The organism is Variovorax sp. GW821-FHT09D04, from assembly GCF_059416405.1.
Genome location: NZ_JBWKPA010000012.1, coordinates 131,066 through 148,649, shown reverse-complemented (window position 1 = coordinate 148,649; position 17,584 = coordinate 131,066). Strand labels below are relative to the sequence as shown.

Sequence of the window (17,584 nt, the reverse complement as noted above, 5' to 3'; positions counted from 1 at the left end):
CGCTTATGCCGGAATGTGAGTCGGCTTATGCCCCCACGGCCAGTGCTTCGGCCGGGGTGGCCCGCACCATGCGCTTGAGCTCCGGCACGCACGACCCACAGTTGGTGCCGCACTTCAGCGCCCCCTGCAGCGCCGCCAGCCGCTCGTCGGCGCTGCCGGTGCAGCGCACCAGCTCGGCCTCGATGGCGCGGTCGGTCACGTTGAAGCAGGCGCACACCGGCTTGCCGCGCGACTGCACAGCCACCGGCGCGCGGGCGCCCGGCGACAGCAGCAGGCGGCCGTAGCTCTGGGCTGGCAGTTCCTCGCGCAGCAGGGTGGCGATCCAGGCTTCGGCGCTGGTGTCGCCGCCCAGCAAAAAGGCTTCGAGCCCGGCGCTGCCGTCGGCGCGGCGCGCCAGCCGCGCGGCGCGCCGCTGGCCGCGGCGGTGGTCGGCGTAGCGCAGGGTGTCGGCGGTCTGCAGGCCCAGCAGGGCTTCGATTTTTTCGACCAGCGCGGCGTCGGGTGCGTCGTGCGCGGCGGCGCGAAAGAGCACGCCACTGCGCTCTTCGCCCTGCGCGTTGCTCGCGAACGGCACGCAGGTGGCGAAGGGGAACAGCGCCATCAGCGGCTGCAGTGCGCGCTGCGCCGTGAGCGCGTCGCCGGCGGGCAGCCAGGCCATGGCCAGCAGCGACCACGGCAGCTCGGCCTTGAGGATCTTCACCGGCGTGTGCTTGAGCTCGGGCTGCTTCGAGGTGGGGCAGTAGGCCGGCGTGGTGAGCGCGTTGATGCCCGCGAGCCGCACGCCGGTCGACGAGCAGCCGCTCAGGTACTCCTCGCCCCAGTGCATGGCGACGAAGGCCTGGCTCATACCGATCTCGGCGCTGGCGCGCGCGGGCAGCAGGATCGAGCCGCGCTTGGACGTGAGGTGCACCAGGTCGCCCTCGGCGATCTGGCGGCGCGCCATGTCCTGCGCGTTCATCTGCACCACGGGCTCGGCCACGTGGCCGAACAGTTTGCCGACCGTGCCGGTGCGGCTCATGCCGTGCCACTGGTCGCGCAGCCGGCCGGTGTTCAGCGAGAAGGGAAAGCGCGCCTCGCGCGCCTCGGCCACGGGCTTGTAGGGCGTGTCGACGAAGCGGGCGCGGCCGTCGGGCGTGGGGAACACGCCGTCTTCGTACAGGCGTACGCGGCCGGTGCGCTCGCCTTCCTTCAGCGGCCATTGCTGCGGGCCGGCGTTCTCGAGCATCGCGTAGCTCAGGCCGGTGATGTCGAGGTCGCGCCCGCGCGTGGATTCGCGGTGCTCGTTCCAGACCGACTCGGCGCTCTCGTACGGGAACAGCGTGAAGCTGCGGCCCAGCTGCGCTTCGAGCCGGCGCGCGAAGGCCACGCCGATCGACCAGTCGTTGCGCGCCTGCCCCGGTGCGGGCACGGCCGGGCGCACGCGCGAGATGCGGCGCTCGCTGTTGGTCACGGTGCCTTCCTTCTCGCCCCAGGTGGTGGCGGGCAGCAGCAGGTCGGCGAAGGCGCAGGTGGCGGTGGTGGCGAAGGCTTCCTGCACCACGACGAACTCGGCGCGTTCGAGCGCGCGGCGCACCGTGGCCTGGTCGGGCATCGATTGCGCGGGGTTGGTGCAGGCGATCCACAGCGCGCGGATCTCGCCGTCGGCCGCGGCCTGGAACATCTCCACGGCCGTCTTGCCGGGCTTGTCGGGCACCGAGGGCACGCCCCACAGCGCGGCCACTTCGGCGCGGTGCTCTGGGTTCGCCAGGTCGCGGTGCGCGCTCAGCAGGTTGGCCAGGCCGCCCACCTCGCGCCCGCCCATCGCATTGGGCTGGCCCGTGAGCGAGAACGGGCCCGCGCCGGGCTTGCCGATCTGGCCCGTGGCCAGGTGCAGGTTGATGAGCGCGGCATTCTTCGCCGTGCCGCTGGACGACTGGTTCAGGCCCTGGCAATACAGGCTCAGCGTGGCGGGCGAGGTGGCGAACATGCGCGCCGCCGCGAGCAGGTCGTCCTTCGGAATGCCGCACACCTGCGCGACGGTGTCGGGCGTGCAGTCGCGCACCGTGGCCTTGAGAGCGTCGAAGCCGTTGGTGCGGGCCGCGATGTAGGCGGTGTCGGTCCAGCCTTCCCACAGCATCAGGTGCAGCATGCCGTGGAACAGCATGACGTCGGTGCCGGGCTGGATCGGCAGGAACAGGTCGGCGATCTCGACCGTGTCGGTGCGGCGCGGGTCGGCCACGACGATCTTCAGCCCCGGGTTCGCGGCCTTCGCGTCCTCGATGCGGCGAAACAGGATGGGGTGCGCCCACGCCGTGTTGCTGCCCACGATGAACAAGCACTCGGCGTGCTTCAGGTCGTCGTAGCAGGCCGGCGGCGCGTCGGCGCCCAGCGTCTGCTTGTAGCCGGCCACCGCGCTGCTCATGCACAGGCGCGAGTTGGTGTCGATGTTGTTGGTGCCGACCAGGCCCTTGGCCAGCTTGTTGAAGACGTAGTAGTCCTCGGTGAGCAGCTGGCCCGACACGTAGAAGCCGACCGCGTCGGGGCCGTGGTCGCGCACCACCTGCGCGAACTTGCCGGCGGCGAGGTCGAGCGCGTGGTCCCACGTCATGGGCGCGGGCGCCTCCTTGCGCGCGAGGCGCTGCAGGGGCTGCAACAGCCGCGTCTGGCGCGTGACGGTCGCGCTGGCCGTGAGGTGCAAGGTCGAGCCCTTGGTGCACAGGCGGCCGAAGTTCGCCGGGTGGTCGGGGTCGCCGCGCACGCCGGTGATCTGGTCGCCCTGCGATTCGATGATCACGCCGCAGCCGACGCCGCAGTACGGGCAGGTGGAGCGCGTCTCCTGGGTCATGCGGGCCTCAACCTTCTTCCGGGGACAGGAGCGTCACGACGGCCAGGCGCTGCGGCCCGGCGACCGGGCGCTCCAGGTCGAGCGCGTGCGTGGCCAGCTCGCCGGCGTCCAGGTGCACCACGCCGTCTTCCAGCTTCACCGCGAACTTCGGCGTGCAGCCTTCGTCGGGCGAGCGGGCGCAGCCGTCGTCCAGGCCGATGGCCCAGTTGTGCAGCGGGCAGGCCACGCTGGTGCCGAACACGATGCCCTGGCTCAGCGGGCCGCCCTTGTGCGGGCAGCGGTCGAGCAGCGCGAAGACCTGGTCCTCGGCATTGCGGAACACGGCCACGTCCAGGCCGGCGGGCCGCATCACGCGGCGGGCGCCGAGCACGGGGATGTCGTCGAGGCGGCAGATGGCTTTCCAATCGCTCATGGTGGGGCTCTCTTGTCTTGTCTTGGGGTCGGGCGCGGATCAGGTCTTGATCTCGGCGTACAGGCCGGTCACGCGGTCCATGATCGCGAGCAGGTTCTCGCTGCTCACGAACACGTCGGACATCAGCGCGGGCGAGGCGCCCGCACCGTCCAGGCGCTGCAGGCCGCGGTTGAAGAACATCCATTGCGCGTCGGCCAGCACCAGCTCCTGGCGGATCTGCGCGGTGGCCTCGGGCGCGTTGCGCAACAGCTCGAGCGCGGCCAGGAATTCGGTGCGCGCCTTGGCGATCTCGGCGGTGCTGCCGGCCGGGTCGATCTGCATCGCCGCGGCCAGGTAGCACTTGGCCATGCGCTGCGACAGCATGCGCTGGCGCCCCGCGATGTTGACCAGCCGCCCGACCGGCTTGCCCGAGGCCGCCTCGTACTGCGCCGTGCCCTGGTGGGCCAGCGCGAGCACGGCGGCGTCGAGCGCCACCACCCGCGCGGCGGCCTCCCGGCCGGGCGCTGCGTCGGCCAGCTCGGTGCGGAACGCGCGCCAGGCGCCGTCCAGGCCGTCGTAGGTGGCGCGCAGCGTTGGCGTGGGCGCAAAGGCCTTGAGCTCGCCGAGCTGGCGCTCGAACAGCGCCACCGAGCGGTCGAGCACCTGCTGCGCGCTGCGCGGCTCCACCTTCTGCACCAGCGCCAGGTAGGCCTTGCTCGCGCGCTGCGACAGCATGCGCTGGCGGCCGGCCTTGTTGATGGCGTCGTTGAGGTCGGCCACCTGCGCGCGGGCGCCCACCGGGGCGAGTGCGGCGAGGGCGGAAGAAGCAATGAAGAGTCGTCGTTTCAAGCGGTCGCTCCGATCACACGCTCAGCGGCGCAAACTGCCGCACATCCACCGAGGCTTGCGCCGATTCGAACCACGGGTCGGGCTCGCCGTCGAGCGCGAACTGCAGCCGCTCCCACAGCGCCTGGCGGCCTTCGGCGTCTTCGAGGATCTTCTTCTTCACGTAGTCCAGGCCCACGCGGCCGATGTAATGCACCGTGCGCTCCAGGTACCAGCCTTCCTCGCGGTACAGCTGCAGGAAAGCGCCGGCGTGTTCCATCACTTCCTCGGCGGTCTTCACCTTCACGAGGAACTGCGCCACCTCGGTCTTGATGCCGCCGTTGCCGCCCACGTACAGCTCCCAGCCCGAGTCGACACCGATCACGCCCACGTCCTTGATGCCGGCCTCCGCGCAGTTGCGCGGGCAGCCCGACACGGCCAGCTTGACCTTGTGCGGCGAGTACATGGCCCACAGCGCGCGCTCCAGGTCCTTGCCCATCTGCGTGGAGTCCTGCGTGCCGAAGCGGCACCACTCGCTGCCCACGCAGGTCTTCACCGTGCGCAGCGACTTGGCGTACGCAAAGCCGCTGGGCATGCCGATGTCCTTCCACACGCCTTCCAGGTCTTCCTTCTTCACGCCCAGGAGGTCGATGCGCTGGCCGCCCGTGACCTTGACGGTCGGGATCTTGTACTTGTCGGCCGCGTCGGCAATGCGGCGCAGTTCGTCGGGCGTGGTGTGGCCGCCCCACATGCGCGGAATGACGGAGTAGGTGCCGTCCTTCTGGATGTTGGCGTGGCTGCGCTCGTTGATGAAGCGGCTCTGCGGATCGTCCTTCGCCTCTTTCGGCCAGGTGCTGATGAGGTAGTAGTTGACAGCCGGGCGGCAGGTGGCGCAGCCGTTGGGCGTGCGCCAGCCCATGCCGCGGTACACGTCGGCGTGCGTGAGCCAGTGCTCCTTGCGGATCGCGTCGCGCACGTCCTGGTGGCTCATGTCGGTGCAGCCGCAGATCGCCTTCTTCTTCGGCGTGGCCGAGTAGTCGCCGCCCGCGGTGAACATCAGGATCTGCTCGACCAGCCCGGTGCACGAGCCGCAGCTGGCGCTGGCCTTGGTGTGCTTCTTCACCTCGTCGAGCGTGAACAGGCCCTTCTCCTTGATGGCCTTGCAGATGGTGCCCTTGTTCACGCCGTTGCAGCCGCACACCTCGGCGTCGTCGGGCATGCTCGCGGCCTTGCTGTGGCCCTCGTGACCGGTGTCGCCGATGTTCGATTCGCCGAACATCAGCTTGTCGCGGATGTCGTGCACGCTGCGGCCGTCGCGCAGCAGCTTGAAGTACCAGCTGCCGTCCACCGTGTCGCCGTACAGGCAGGCGCCGATCAGCTTGTCGTCCTTGAGCACCAGTTTCTTGTAGACGCCGCCGAAGGGGTCGCTCATGACGATCTCTTCGGTGCCTTCGCCGCCCATGAACTCGCCGGCGCTGAACAGGTCGATGCCCGTCACCTTGAGCTTGGTGGACGTGAGCGAACCGAGGTAGCGGCCGATGCCGAACTGCGCCAGGTGGTTGGCCGCCACCTTGGCCTGCTCGAACAGCGGCGCCACCAGACCGTAGGCGATGCCGCGATGCGCCGCGCATTCGCCCACCGAGTAGATGCGCGCATCGGTCACGGTCTGCATCGTGTCGGTGACGACGATGCCGCGGTTGCAGTGCAGGCGCATCTTCTCGGCCAGCTCCACATTGGGGCGGATGCCCACGGCCATCACCACGAGGTCGGCCGCGACCTCGGTGCCGTCCTTGAAGCGGATGGCCTTCACGCGGCCGTCGTCGCCCCCGACGAGGTCCTGCGTCTGCGCGCCCATGAGGAACTTCAGGCCCCGGTCTTCGAGCGACTTCTGCAGCAGCTTGCCCGCCACGTCGTCCAGCTGGCGCTCCATGAGCCAGGGCATGACGTGCACCACCGTCACGGTCATGCCGCGCAGCATCAGGCCGTTGGCGGCTTCGAGCCCGAGCAGGCCGCCGCCGATGACCACGGCGTTCTTGTGCGTGCGCGCGGTCTCGATCATGTAGTCGGTGTCGGCGATGTCGCGGTAGGCGATCACGCCCTTCAGGTCCTTGCCGGGCACGGGCAGCATGAAGGGGTTGGAGCCGGTGCACATCAGCAGGCGGTCGTAGGGCGCCTCGGTGCCATCTTCCGCGCGCACGATGCGGTTCACGCGGTCGACTTCGACCACCTTCTTGCCGGCGTGCAGCGTGATGTGGTTGTCGCTGTACCACTCCCAGCTGTTGAGCACGATCTCGTCCACCGTCTGCTCGCCCGCGAGCACCGGCGACAGCAGGATGCGGTTGTAGTTGGGGTGCGGCTCGGCGCCGAAGACGGTGATGTCGTACAGGTCGGGCGCGATCTTCAGCAGCTCTTCGAGCGTGCGCACGCCGGCCATGCCGTTGCCGACCATCACGAGTTTCATTTTCTTCATGGGGCGGGACCTTTCAGGGAAATCAACCGAACGACGGCCCGCGGCGCGCGGTCAGAATCGCGCCATGAGCTTTGAAGTGGACATCGGCTACAGCAGCCAGCGCGGGCCGCGCGACGCGAACGAGGACTTCGCCGGCACGGTGCATGCGCCGGCCGGCGACGAGGCACGCGGGCTCATCGCGGCGATTGCCGACGGGGTCTCGAGCGGCGGACGCGGCCGCGAGGCGGCGCAGACCACGGTGATGGGTTTGCTGGCGGACTACTTCGCCACGCCCGCGACCTGGGAGCCGACCGCCGCGCTCGACCGCCTGATCGGCGCGCAGAACGGCTGGCTCGCCGACCACAACCGCCGGCGCCAGGGCAAGCAGGAGGGCGCCGGCACGGCGCTCACCACGCTCACCGCGCTGGTTCTGCACGGCCAGAGCTACACGCTGGCCCACGTGGGCGACACGCGCGCCTGGCGCGTGCGCGCCGACGGCGAGCCCGCGCAGCTGCTCACGCAGGACCACGCCTTCGACCACCCCGACATGCGCAGCCGGCTCACGCGCGCCATCGGCCTGGACGACCAGGTGCGCGTCGACTACCTGCAGGGCGACGTGCGCGTGGGCGACTGCTTCGTGCTCAGCACCGACGGCGTGCACGGCGTGCTCAAGCCGCAGCAGGTGGCCGCGCTCGCGCTGCAGGGCGACGCCGAGGCCGCGAGCGAGGCGCTGGTGCAGGCCGCGCTGGACGCCGGCACGCGCGACAACGCGACCGCGCTGGTGATCCGCGTGGTGGGGCTGGACGCGCGCCAGCTCGACGACGAACTCGGCGACGGCCGCCGCCTGGCGCCGCCGCCGTGGCTCAAGGTGGGCGACGTGCTCGACGGCTACGTCGTCACCGGCCTGGTGGCCGACACCGGCGTGCACCTGCTGTACCAGGCGCGCCATCCGGTCACGCGCGAGCTGGTCGCGCTCAAGACCCTGCACCCGTCGCGCGCCGGCGACCCGCAGGAGCGCGCGATGCTGGCGCACGAGGCCTGGCTGGGGCAGCGCGTGGGGCAGGGCGGCGGCTTCGTGCGCGTGCACGAGCGCGCACCCGACGCCAGCGCGCTGTACATCGTGTTCGACTGGCACGGCGGGCGCACGCTCGAGCAGATGCGCAAGGACGGCACGCGCGGCACTGTGACCGAGGTGGTCGCCGCGGCCATCGAGGTGAGCCGTGCACTCGGGCGGCTGCACCGCCACGGCGTGGTCCACCGCGACATCAAGCCCGGCAACCTGCACCGGGGCGACGACGGGCGCTGGCGCATCCTCGACCTGGGCGTGGCGATCTCGGGCCGCGAAGGCGCGGCGCAGCGCGAGCTGCACGCGGGCACGCCTAGCTACATCAACCCCGAGCAGTGGGAAGAAGGCGGCGTGGCCGATGCGGGCAGCGACCTGTTCGCGCTCGGCGCCACGCTCTACCAGTGGCTGGGCGGGCACCTGCCCTACGGCGAGATCGAGCCCTACCAGGTGGCGCGCTACCGGCGCGATCCGGTCGCGCTCTCGCGCCTGCGGCCCGACGTGCCCGTGTGGCTCGACCACCTCGTGCGCAAGGCCGTGGCCCGCGATCCGCGCGAACGCTTCGAGACCGCCGAGGAGATGCTGCTCGCACTGGAGCGCGGCGCCTCGCGCCCCGTGAACGCGCCCGCCGCCACGCCGCTGATCCGCCGCGACCCGCTCGCGCTGTACCAGCTCGCGCTCGGCGTGTCGGTGCTGTTCAACGTGCTGCTCATCGTGTGGCTGCTTTTCCTGCCACGTTGAGCGGGGGCGGGCGGGCAGGGTCATGAGCGGGCGGCCTTGCGAACGGGCGAGGGCTTGGCGACCGCAGGGGCCGGCGTGACGCGCGCGCGTCCGCCTTTTTCGGCCCAGGTGCGCGTCCAGCGGATCTGCATCACGCGCATCACGCCCAGCATCGCCAGCGAGAGCGCACCGAAGAACACGAAGCCCCAGGCATAGCTGCCCAGGTACTGCTTCGACAGGCCCATGGCGTTGGGCACCAGGCCGCCGCCGAGGGCGCCGATCTCGCCGATCATCGAGCCGGCCACCGCCGTGCTCGTGGGCCAGCGCAGCGGCACCAGCTGGAACAGCGCGCCGTTGCCCGCGCCCAGCGCGGCGAAGCAGACGATGAGCAGCAGCGTGGTGAGCGCCAGCGAGCCCGACGAGAAACCCACCAGCACGAGGCCCACGGCCACCACCAGCAGCACCACCGTGAGCGTGTTCACGCCGCCCCAGCGGTCGGACAACCAGCCGCCCACGATGCGCACCGCCGCGCCCATGAAGGCCGCGAGCATCGTCAGCTGGCCGGCCTGCACCTTGCTCACGCCGAACTGGTCGTAGTAGTACGAGGGCAGGAAGGTCGTGAGGCCGATGAAGCCGCCGAAGGTCACGCCGTAGATCAGGCTGAAGACCCAGCCGTCTTTCTCGAACAGGCAGGCGATGTGGGCGCGGAAGCTGCCGTGCGGGTCCACGTCCGGCGGCTCCTTGGCGAAGAACACCATCACGACCATCGGGATGAGGATGGCGACGGCGGCCACGCCGTACACCGCCTGCCAGCCCAGCCAGTTGGCCAGCGGCGGCGCCACCAGCACCGACACGGCCGTGCCCACGTTGCCCGCGCCCACCAGGCCCATGGCCAGGCCCTTGTGTTGCGGCGGGAACCAGCCCGAGCCCAGCGACAGCGCCACGCCGAAGCTCGCGCCGGCGATGCCCAGCAGCACGCCCATGGCGAGCAGGTCGTTGAAGCTCTTCACGAAGAAGAAGCCGAACAGCATCGCCACCGCGATCAGGCCCATCTCGACCAGCGTGGCCTTCTTGCGGCCGATGTACTGCGACAGCAGGCCCAGCGGGAAGCGCATGAGCGCGCCCGCGATGATCGGCACCGACAGCATCAGGCCCTTCTGCGCGGGCGAGAGGTTGAAGGTCTCGCCGATGAAGGGCGCCATGGCGCCGTTGAGCACCCAGATGCAGCAGGAGAACGAGAAGTACAGGAAGGCCGCGAACAGGGTCGGACTGTGGCCTGACTGCAAGAAATTCCTGAAACCGGACATGGTGTTCAAAGGTGCAAAAAGCCGCGGCGCGACCGGGAGGCGGCCGTGTCGACGGACAGGGGTGGAGTCGGGGTACCGTCGGCGAATGCCGTCGGCATGGGGGTGAGCCCGGCCTGAGGAGGGCCGGGTTGGATGCAGGAACCTGCAGCCTCACCAAAGCGGTGCTTCGTTACACCGTGCCCCCTTCGATGCAAGAGGCGTGCCTGCGAATGCAGGCTGGCGTGGCCTATGCTTCCCGGGCCTTGCCACACCTTGCCGCCATGTCCCTTCTCGTCGTCCTTTCCCCTGAACCCGCTGAAGGCGAGCCCTTGCCGGCGCCGCTGCAGCAGTCGATCGATGCCGCGGGCGTCGCGGTGCTCGGGCGTGCGGGCTGCCACACGCTGGTGCAGCGCACGCAGGCGCTCGCACCGTCGATGGTCCTGGTGCATCTGGATGCAACAGAGCCGCAGCTCGACGCGCTGCTCGAAGCACTGGCCCCCTGGGGCGGCGCACCGCCGTGCGCCCTGGGCGTGATGAGCGCGCCGCTGGACGGCGCGCAGCACGCAGCGCTCGTGGCCGCGGGCGTGCACGGGTGGGTACCCATCGATGGCGCCGATGCGCTCGCCGCACTGACCGCGCAGGCGCAGGCCCGTTGGACCCGCGAGGCCGCGCTGCGCACCGAACTCGACGCCCTGCGCACCCGCATGGACGAGCGCAAGTGGGTCGACCGTGCCAAGGGCCTGCTGATGTCTGCGCGCGGCATTGGCGAAGACGAGGCCTTCGGCCTGCTGCGCGGCGCCGCGATGCACGCCAACCTGCGGCTGGGCGAGGTGTCGCGCTCGGTCATCGAGGCCGCGCAGTGGGCCGAGGCGATCAACCGCGCGGGCCAGTTGCGCATGCTCTCGCAGCGGTTGGTGCGCGTGGCGGCGCAGCTCGCGGCCGGCATCGACGCACAGCGTGCGCGCGTGCTGCGCACGCAGTCGACCGAGCGCGTGCAGCAGACGCTGGATCATCTGACGGCCCTCGAGCTGGGGCCGGCCGGCGTGCAGGCGCTCGGCGAGGTGCAGGCCGCGTGGCTCGCGCTGGCCGCGCTGCTGACGGCCAAGCCCGCGTCGCAGGGGCTGGCTGCGATCGATGCGCGCGGCGAGGCCTTGCTGTCGGCGGCCGAGTCGCTGACGGACGCGTTGGAGGCCTCGGGTGCGCGGCGCGCGCTGCGCATCGTCAACATCTGCGGACGGCAGCGCATGCGCGCGCAGCGCCTCGCCAAGGACGCCTTGCTGGCCTCGACGCTCGCGGCTGGCGCCTCGCGCGAACGGCTGCTGCCGACCATGAACGAATTCGAAGCCGCGCTGCTGGAGCTGGAGCGTGCGCCGCTCAGCTCGCCCGAGATCCGCGCCGGGCTGGCGAGCGCGCGCGACGAGTGGCTGCGCCTCGTCGGCGGCGTGCAGGCGCTCGACAGCGCCGAGGGGCGCGCCACGCTGGTGCGTTCCAGCGAAGCGCTGGTCGACACCTTCGAGCGCCTGACCGGGTGGTACGAGCACAGCCTGCAGGTCATCATGTCTTGATGCCCGTCGTGCCGCGCCTGCCGGGTCAGGCCGCGGCCTTCTCCACATGCGCCTGGCGCGTGTAGAGAAAGTCGATCACCGCCTTGCGCGCATGCACATAGGCCGGGTCTTCGGCCAATGCGACACGGTTGCGCGGACGCGCGATGTCCACCGCCAGCACGTCACCGATGGTGGCGGCCGGGCCGTTGGTGAGCATCACGATGCGGTCGCTCAGCAGCACGGCCTCGTCGACGTCGTGCGTGACCATGACGACCGTGCTGCGCGTCTTCTGCACGATGGCGAGCAGTTCATCCTGCAGCTTGGCGCGGGTGAGGGCGTCGAGCGCGCCGAAGGGCTCGTCCATCAGCAGCACCTTGGGCTCCATCGACAGAGCCCGCGCGATGCCCACGCGCTGCTTCATGCCGCCCGAGATTTCACCGGGGCGCTTCTGCGCCGCGGGCGTGAGGCCCACCAGCGCGAGCGCCGCGTCGGTGCGCTCGCGCAGCTGCGCCTTGTTCTCGGTGGCCGCGAACACGCGCTCGACGGCGAGGTACACGTTCTCGAAGCAGGTGAGCCAGGGCAGCAGCGAGTGGTTCTGGAACACCACGGCGCGCTCGGGGCCCGGGCCCTTGATCTCCTTGTTGGCGCACAGCAGCACGCCCTGCGTGGGCGTGGTCAGCCCGGCGATGAGGTTCAGCAGCGTCGACTTGCCGCAGCCCGAGTGCCCGATGAGCGTGACGAACTCGCCCTTGGCCACGTTCAGGTTCACGTCGCGCAGCGCGACGAAGCGGCCCTTGGGCGTCTTGAACGCCTGTTCGACGTTGTGGATCTCGATGTACTTCGAATCGTCGTTCATGACTTCACCTCTTCGAACGTGAATGCGGTAGCGAGCTTGATGAGCGCGAACTCCAGCACCAGGCCGACGATGCCGATCACGAAGATCGCGATGATGATGTTGGCGACGTTGAGGTTGTTCCACTCGTCCCACACCCAGAAGCCGATGCCGACGCCGCCCGTGAGCATCTCGGCCGCGACGATCACCAGCCACGCGGTGCCCACGGCCAGGCGCACGCCGGTGAGCATGTAGGGCAGCACGGCGGGAAAGAGGATCTTGGTGAGGATCTTCCATTCGCTGAGGTTGAGCACCTTGGCCACGTTCATGTAGTCGCTGGGCACGCGCTGCACGCCCACGGCGGTGTTGATGACCATTGGCCAGATCGAGCAGATGAAGATGGTCCAGATCGCGGCCGGGTTGGCGCCCTTGAACACCAGGAGGCCGATGGGCAGCCACGCGAGCGGCGACACCGGGCGCAGCAGGCTGATGAGCGGGTTGAACATGCGCGAGAGGAACTCGAAGCGCCCGATGGCGAAGCCGGCCGGAATGCCGACGGCTGCCGCCAGCCCGAAGCCCAGCGCCACGCGCTGCAGCGACGAGAGCACGTTCCAGCCCACGCCCTGGTCGTTCGGCCCCTTGCTGTAGAACGGATCGCTGAACACCGTGAGCGCCTGCTGCCAGGTGGCCAGCGGCGAGGGGAAGCCGGTGGTGCTCTTCATGGCCACGATCTCCCACACCAGCACCAGCAGGCCGAAGCCCAGGAACGGCGGGAGCACGCGCATCCAGAAGGCGCGCAGGTCCAGGGGCGTGCGGGTGCGGGGCGCAGGCGCTGCCGGAGCAACGGCCGCAGCGGGGGCGGGTGCCAGGGGCCTGGACACCACGGGCGCGGTGACCTGCGAGGCCACGGCGTCGAGCGGGGAATGGAAGACAGCGCTGACCATGGTGCGTTTCTCCTCAGACATGGAGCTTGAAAGACTCGGCGTACTTCTTCGGGTCCTTGCCGTCCCAGACGGTGCCGTCGAAGAGCTTGCTGGTGCGCAGCACGTCCTTGGGCACGGGCGTCTGAGTAGCGGCGGCGGCCTGCTTGTAGATGTCGATGCGGTTGATCTCGGTGGCCACCTTCAGGTAGTCGGGGTGCTCCTTCAGCAGGCCCCAGCGCTTGTGCTGCGTGAGGAACCACATGCCGTCCGACAGGTACGGGAAGTTCACGGCGCCGCCGTTGTAGAACTTCATGTGGTTGGGGTCGTCCCAGCTCTTGCCCAGGCCGTTGGTGTAGCGGCCCAGGATGCGCTGGTTGATGGCGTCCACGCTGGTGTTGACGTAGCTCTTGTCAGCAATGGTTTCGGCCATCTTGTTCTTGTTCTGCAGGCCGGTGTCGATCCACTTGCCGGCCTCGAGGATCGCGGCCGTGACGGCGCGCGCGGTGTTCGGGTACTTCTTCGTGAACTCCGCGGTGCAGCCCAGCACCTTCTCGGGGTGGTCCTTCCAGATGTCCTGCGTGGTGATGCCGGTGAAACCGATGCCGTCCATGATCGCGCGCTGGCCCCAGGGCTCGCCCACGCAATAGCCGTCCATGTTGCCCACGCGCATGTTGGCCACCATCTGCGGGGGCGGCACGGTGATGTTCTTCACGTCCTTGAACGGATCGATGCCGGCCGAGGCGAGCCAGTAGTAGAGCCACATGGCGTGCGTGCCGGTGGGGAAGGTGTGGGCGAAGGTGTATTCGCCCTTTTCCTTGGCGATGAGCTTGGCGAGCGAGGCCGCATCGACCGCGCCCTTGTCGGCCAGCTTCTTCGACAGCGTGATGGCCTGGCCGTTGTTGTTGAGGGTCATGAGCACGGCCATGTCCTTCTTCGGGCCGCTCACGCCCAGGTGCATGCCGTAGACCAGGCCGTAGAGCACATGCGCCATGTCGAGGTCGCCGTTCACGAGCTTGTCGCGCACGCCGGCCCAGCTGGCTTCCTTGCTGGGCACGATCTTCACGCCGTACTTCTTGTCGATGCCCAGCACCGAGGCCATCACCACGCTGGCGCAATCGGTCAGCGGGATGAAGCCGATCTTCACTTCTTCCTTCTCGGGCTTGTCCGAGCCCTGGGCCCAGACGGCGGCGCGCAGCGCGGGGTCGATGCCCACGGCGCCGAGGGCGGCGGCCTGCAGCACGCGGCGCCGGCTCAGTTTGGTTTTCAGCAGCAGATCGGACATGGACGGGGCTCCAGAAGTGAAAGACAAAAACGAAAAGGCGTCCGCACCGCGCAGGGGCTGCTCGCGAACGAGCCCTTGCGGGATGGGGACGCCTTTGTCCGGTTCGGTGGGCCGCACCCGCCGTTGGGTGCAACCTGCCTTTGAGACCTTGCGGTCCCGTGCCAAGGACTACGCAAGCGACGTGCCAGCTCGAACCCGCCGTTGGGAGCTATGGAAAAGATAGCTGGCAGGGCGCGCCGGCGCAGGAGAAAGTTCCTGCTGGCTCGCTAACCCGGGCGACGCACAGTTGTTGTGCGCTGCACCAATCCAAGCGGCCCGGGTCAGCGCCGCGGTGCAGGTTCGAGCGGCAGGTAGTCGGCCATGGCCAGCATCGACTCGGCCACGTCGACGAGGCGGCGCTTCTGGTTCATGGCGGTCTGGCGCAGCATCTTGTGCGCCTCGGCCTCGCTCAGGCGTCGGTGCGCCATCAGCAGGCCCTTGGCGCGCTCGACGATCTTGCGTTCGTTGAGCGAGGCGCGCACGGTGTCGAGCTCGTCGCTCATGGCCTGCAGGCGCTGCGACTGCTCCTGGACCATGTCGAGCACCGAGCGCTCGAGGTGGCGCCCGAGCTGCGCCGGCGTGGCGTCCTGCGCCTGCTGGGCATCGTCGAAGAAGAGCGCGCCGCCGGCCTGCGGGGCCAGCGTGCCGAGCAGCTGGCGGTATGCGGCCAGCTCGCTGCGCGCCTGGGCGGTCTTGTGGTCGCACAGCGCGCGCAGGTCGGCCGAGAGGCGGTTCTCGACCGTCTGCATGGCGTCGATGCGCCGCGTGCAGCAGTCGAACCAGGCCTGGCTCAGCAGCGCGTCGGCCGGCACCGACGTGGCGCCCTTGCGGCGCAGGCGCTCGAGTTCGGCGAGCACGGCGTCCGACTGGCTGTCGTGCCACAGCGTGCGCACCGCGTCGCCCGAGAAATCGATGAACACCTGGAAGCAGCGCTCCTGCGACTCGATGAGGTGGCGCCACTGCTGGCGCTGCGCGTCGTCGCCCCGGCCCAGCGCGAGCGCGGCGGCGCCGAAGGCCCGCTCCTGGCCGGCGAACTCCTTGCCCTGCATGAAGTTGAACATCGCCACCAGCAGGCGCGAGATTTCGGGGTCGGTGGCGCCGTCGGCCGCCTCGAACACCACCGCCAGCAGGCCGGCCACCAGCTTGGCGAAGGCGGCCACGGCCTGCGCCGGCTGGAGTTCGAGCGCGTCGATGCGCCGGCGCAGCGCGGGCAGGGCGTCCAGGCCGGGCAGCACCCAGGCGATGCGGCTGAACAGGCGCGCGCCGTGGCCGGCGCCCACCGCGCGGTGGTGCTCGGCCTCAAGCCGGTCGAAGCCGGCGCGCACCTGCTGCTCGAGCGCGAGGCATTCGGCGATCTGCGGGCCGCGCTGGTCGGCAAAGCGCCCGCCGTGCGAGGCCAGGAACACGTTCGACATGCCGCGCTCGCGCTGCAGCGCATGCACGAGCCGCCCGATGGCGCCGACCAGCTCGCTGGTGCGCGCGAGCTGGTCCAGCGCGTCGATCTCGCATCGGCGCGCGGCGATCAGGAAGCTCAGGCCGGAAGTCATTCGTGGGGGCGCAGAAGGGGCGCATCCCGCTCGTGCAACTTCCGTGCCTCGCTTGTCCCTTCGCGGGCGCCGCCGGCGGGCGGCCCCTACACTCGGCGCCATGCTCTTGTTGGGAATCGAATCATCCTGCGACGAGACCGGCGTGGCGCTGGTCGAGTCGCACGGCGACGCGCTGCCGCTGCTGCGTTCGCACGCGCTGCACAGCCAGATCGCCATGCACCAGGCCTATGGCGGCGTGGTGCCCGAGCTGGCCAGCCGCGACCACATCCGCCGCGTGCTGCCGCTCACCGAAGCCGTCATGGCCGAAGCCGGACGCTCGCTGGCCGAGATCGACGTGGTGGCCTACACGCGCGGCCCGGGCCTGGCCGGCGCGCTGCTCGTGGGCGCGGGCGTGGCCTGCGCGCTCGGCGTGGCGCTGGGCAAGCCGGTGCTGGGGGTGCATCACCTCGAAGGGCATCTGCTGTCGCCGTTCCTGAGCGCCGACCCGCCCGAATTTCCGTTCGTGGCGCTGCTGGTGTCGGGCGGCCACACGCAGCTGATGCGGGTCGACGGCGTGGGCCGCTACGAACTGCTCGGCGAGACCATCGACGACGCGGCCGGCGAGGCCTTCGACAAGAGCGCCAAGCTCATGGGCCTGCCGTACCCCGGCGGCCCCTGGCTCGCGAAGCTGGCCGAAGGCGGCGACGCCGCGGCCTTCAAGCTGCCGCGACCGCTGCTGCACAGCGGCGATCTCGATTTTTCGTTTGCCGGCCTGAAGACGGCCGTGCTCACGCAGGCCAAGAAGCTCGGCGACCAGCTCGAGGCGCGCAAGGCCGACCTGGCCGCCTCCACGCAGGCGGCGATCGTCGAAGTGCTGCTGAAGAAGTCGCTCGCGGCGCTGGACCAGACCGGCCTGAAGCGGCTGGTGGTCGCCGGCGGCGTGGGGGCCAACAAGAACCTGCGCGAGCAGCTGAATGCGGCCTGCGCGAAGCGCAAGGTGCGCGTGCACTACCCCGAGCTGCACCTGTGCACCGACAACGGCGCCATGATCGCCATGGCCGCCGCGATGCGTCTGCAATCAGGCCTGTCGCAGGCCTCGGAGCGCTATGCCTTCGACGTCAAGCCGCGATGGCCGATGGCATCGCTGATGACGCCCGAGACGCCGCTGCCGGAAACCGCATAGCCGGCTGCTGCCGTGCACGCCCCAGCGAGGGCAGCGGCAGCACGTCGAGCACGTTGCGCCAGAGCTGGCGCCACTCGGGCCAGTCGTGGCCGCCTTCGGTCGTGAACACGCGCCCCGGGGGCAGGGCGTCGGCCAGCAGCTTGTGGTTGCTGGCAAAGCGGTCGGCCAGGCCGAAACCCAGGTACAGCGGCGGCAGGTCCTGGGAAGGCTTCGGCGCCAGGTACTGCTGGAAGAAGGGCCAGAGCTTGCGGTCGGGTTCCTCGTCGGGCTGCGGCCCGGTGGGCGCCTGCCAGGCGCGCAGGCCGCCGGCCTTCTTGATTTCCGCACCGAGCACGCGGCGCCCGAGGTAGGGCGCCAGCGCCACGATGCCGTCCACCGAGCCCGGGCGCGCCAGTTCGTGGATCAGCGCGCCGAATCCGCCGATGGAAATGCCGACCAGCCAGATCGAGGTGTAGCCCTTGGCCCGCTGGGGCTCGATGACGTCGGCGTGCAGCCGCTCGCTGAGGGTCTGGTCGTAGTAGTAGGAGACGTCCGCATCGACCAGCAGTGCGTCGGCTGCGAGGTGCCGCTCGCGCACGGCGCTGATGAAGCCCTCGCGCTCGAACTCTTCGGGCTTGAGGTAGGCCCCTGGCAGGAAGATCAGGAGCGTGTCGGACCGTTCGTTGTCATTGGCTGACTGCAGGTGCGTTTTCATGGT

13 protein-coding genes are annotated in these 17,584 nt (G+C 70.0%); 3 read left to right on the top strand and 10 right to left on the bottom strand.

What is annotated here, in order from left to right; all coding sequences use genetic code 11:
* Positions 1-25: 25 nt before the first annotated feature.
* Genes AC07O4_RS27920 through nirB form a run of 4 tightly spaced genes read right to left on the bottom strand, consistent with a single transcriptional unit; the run spans position 26 to position 6,510 of the window.
* Positions 26-2,824 carry a nitrate reductase gene (locus AC07O4_RS27920; RefSeq protein WP_495306225.1) on the bottom strand — a complete coding sequence of 933 codons (2,799 nt, stop codon included), beginning with the start codon at positions 2,822-2,824 and terminating at the stop codon, positions 26-28.
* Between the two features lie 7 nt (positions 2,825-2,831).
* Entirely contained in the window at positions 2,832-3,236 is a 405-nt protein-coding gene (nirD, locus tag AC07O4_RS27915) for a nitrite reductase small subunit NirD (protein WP_495306224.1), read from the bottom strand.
* Positions 3,237-3,275: 39 nt separating this feature from the next.
* Positions 3,276-4,064, bottom strand: a complete 789-nt coding sequence (locus tag AC07O4_RS27910; protein WP_070063129.1) for a type IV pili methyl-accepting chemotaxis transducer N-terminal domain-containing protein — start codon at positions 4,062-4,064, stop codon at positions 3,276-3,278.
* Between the two features lie 13 nt (positions 4,065-4,077).
* A complete protein-coding gene (nirB, locus tag AC07O4_RS27905) occupies positions 4,078-6,510 on the bottom strand; it encodes a nitrite reductase large subunit NirB (protein ID WP_495306223.1) in 2,433 nt (810 codons plus the stop codon).
* 64 nt (positions 6,511-6,574) lie between these two features.
* Between nirB and AC07O4_RS27900 the strand changes: the two genes are divergently transcribed.
* Entirely contained in the window at positions 6,575-8,293 is a 1,719-nt protein-coding gene (locus AC07O4_RS27900; RefSeq protein ID WP_495306222.1) for a bifunctional protein-serine/threonine kinase/phosphatase, read from the top strand.
* Between the two features lie 20 nt (positions 8,294-8,313).
* On the opposite strand, the gene AC07O4_RS27895 is transcribed toward AC07O4_RS27900, so the two are convergent.
* Positions 8,314-9,579 (bottom strand): MFS transporter, encoded by a 1,266-nt coding sequence (locus AC07O4_RS27895; RefSeq protein ID WP_062475477.1) that lies wholly within the window; start codon positions 9,577-9,579, stop codon positions 8,314-8,316.
* 260 nt (positions 9,580-9,839) lie between these two features.
* Between AC07O4_RS27895 and AC07O4_RS27890 the strand changes: the two genes are divergently transcribed.
* Positions 9,840-11,123: a type IV pili methyl-accepting chemotaxis transducer N-terminal domain-containing protein gene (locus tag AC07O4_RS27890; RefSeq protein ID WP_495306221.1), complete on the top strand. Its 1,284-nt coding sequence runs from the start codon at positions 9,840-9,842 to the stop codon at positions 11,121-11,123.
* A gap of 25 nt (positions 11,124-11,148) precedes the next feature.
* On the opposite strand, the gene AC07O4_RS27885 is transcribed toward AC07O4_RS27890, so the two are convergent.
* From AC07O4_RS27885 to AC07O4_RS27870, 4 genes are all read right to left on the bottom strand, one after another.
* Positions 11,149-11,958, bottom strand: a complete 810-nt coding sequence (locus AC07O4_RS27885; RefSeq protein WP_070063125.1) for an ABC transporter ATP-binding protein — start codon at positions 11,956-11,958, stop codon at positions 11,149-11,151.
* Complete coding sequence (gene ntrB, locus AC07O4_RS27880) at positions 11,955-12,878, bottom strand: nitrate ABC transporter permease (RefSeq protein ID WP_495274913.1); 924 nt, start codon at positions 12,876-12,878, stop codon at positions 11,955-11,957. Before ntrB ends, AC07O4_RS27885 begins: the two co-directional genes overlap by 4 nt.
* Before the next feature lie 13 nt (positions 12,879-12,891).
* Positions 12,892-14,139, bottom strand: coding sequence for a CmpA/NrtA family ABC transporter substrate-binding protein (locus AC07O4_RS27875; protein WP_062475451.1), 1,248 nt, complete (start codon positions 14,137-14,139; stop codon positions 12,892-12,894).
* Between the two features lie 320 nt (positions 14,140-14,459).
* Complete coding sequence (locus AC07O4_RS27870; RefSeq protein WP_062475447.1) at positions 14,460-15,725, bottom strand: nitrate regulatory protein; 1,266 nt, start codon at positions 15,723-15,725, stop codon at positions 14,460-14,462.
* A gap of 100 nt (positions 15,726-15,825) precedes the next feature.
* On the opposite strand from AC07O4_RS27870, the gene tsaD reads away from it, so the two are divergent.
* Positions 15,826-16,887, top strand: coding sequence for a tRNA (adenosine(37)-N6)-threonylcarbamoyltransferase complex transferase subunit TsaD (gene tsaD / locus AC07O4_RS27865; RefSeq protein WP_159271055.1), 1,062 nt, complete (start codon positions 15,826-15,828; stop codon positions 16,885-16,887).
* On the opposite strand, the gene AC07O4_RS27860 is transcribed toward tsaD, so the two are convergent.
* A complete protein-coding gene (locus AC07O4_RS27860; protein ID WP_495270404.1) occupies positions 16,823-17,581 on the bottom strand; it encodes an alpha/beta hydrolase in 759 nt (252 codons plus the stop codon). The two genes, tsaD and AC07O4_RS27860, sit on opposite strands and share 65 nt — an antisense overlap.
* Between the last annotated feature and the right edge of the window lie 3 nt (positions 17,582-17,584).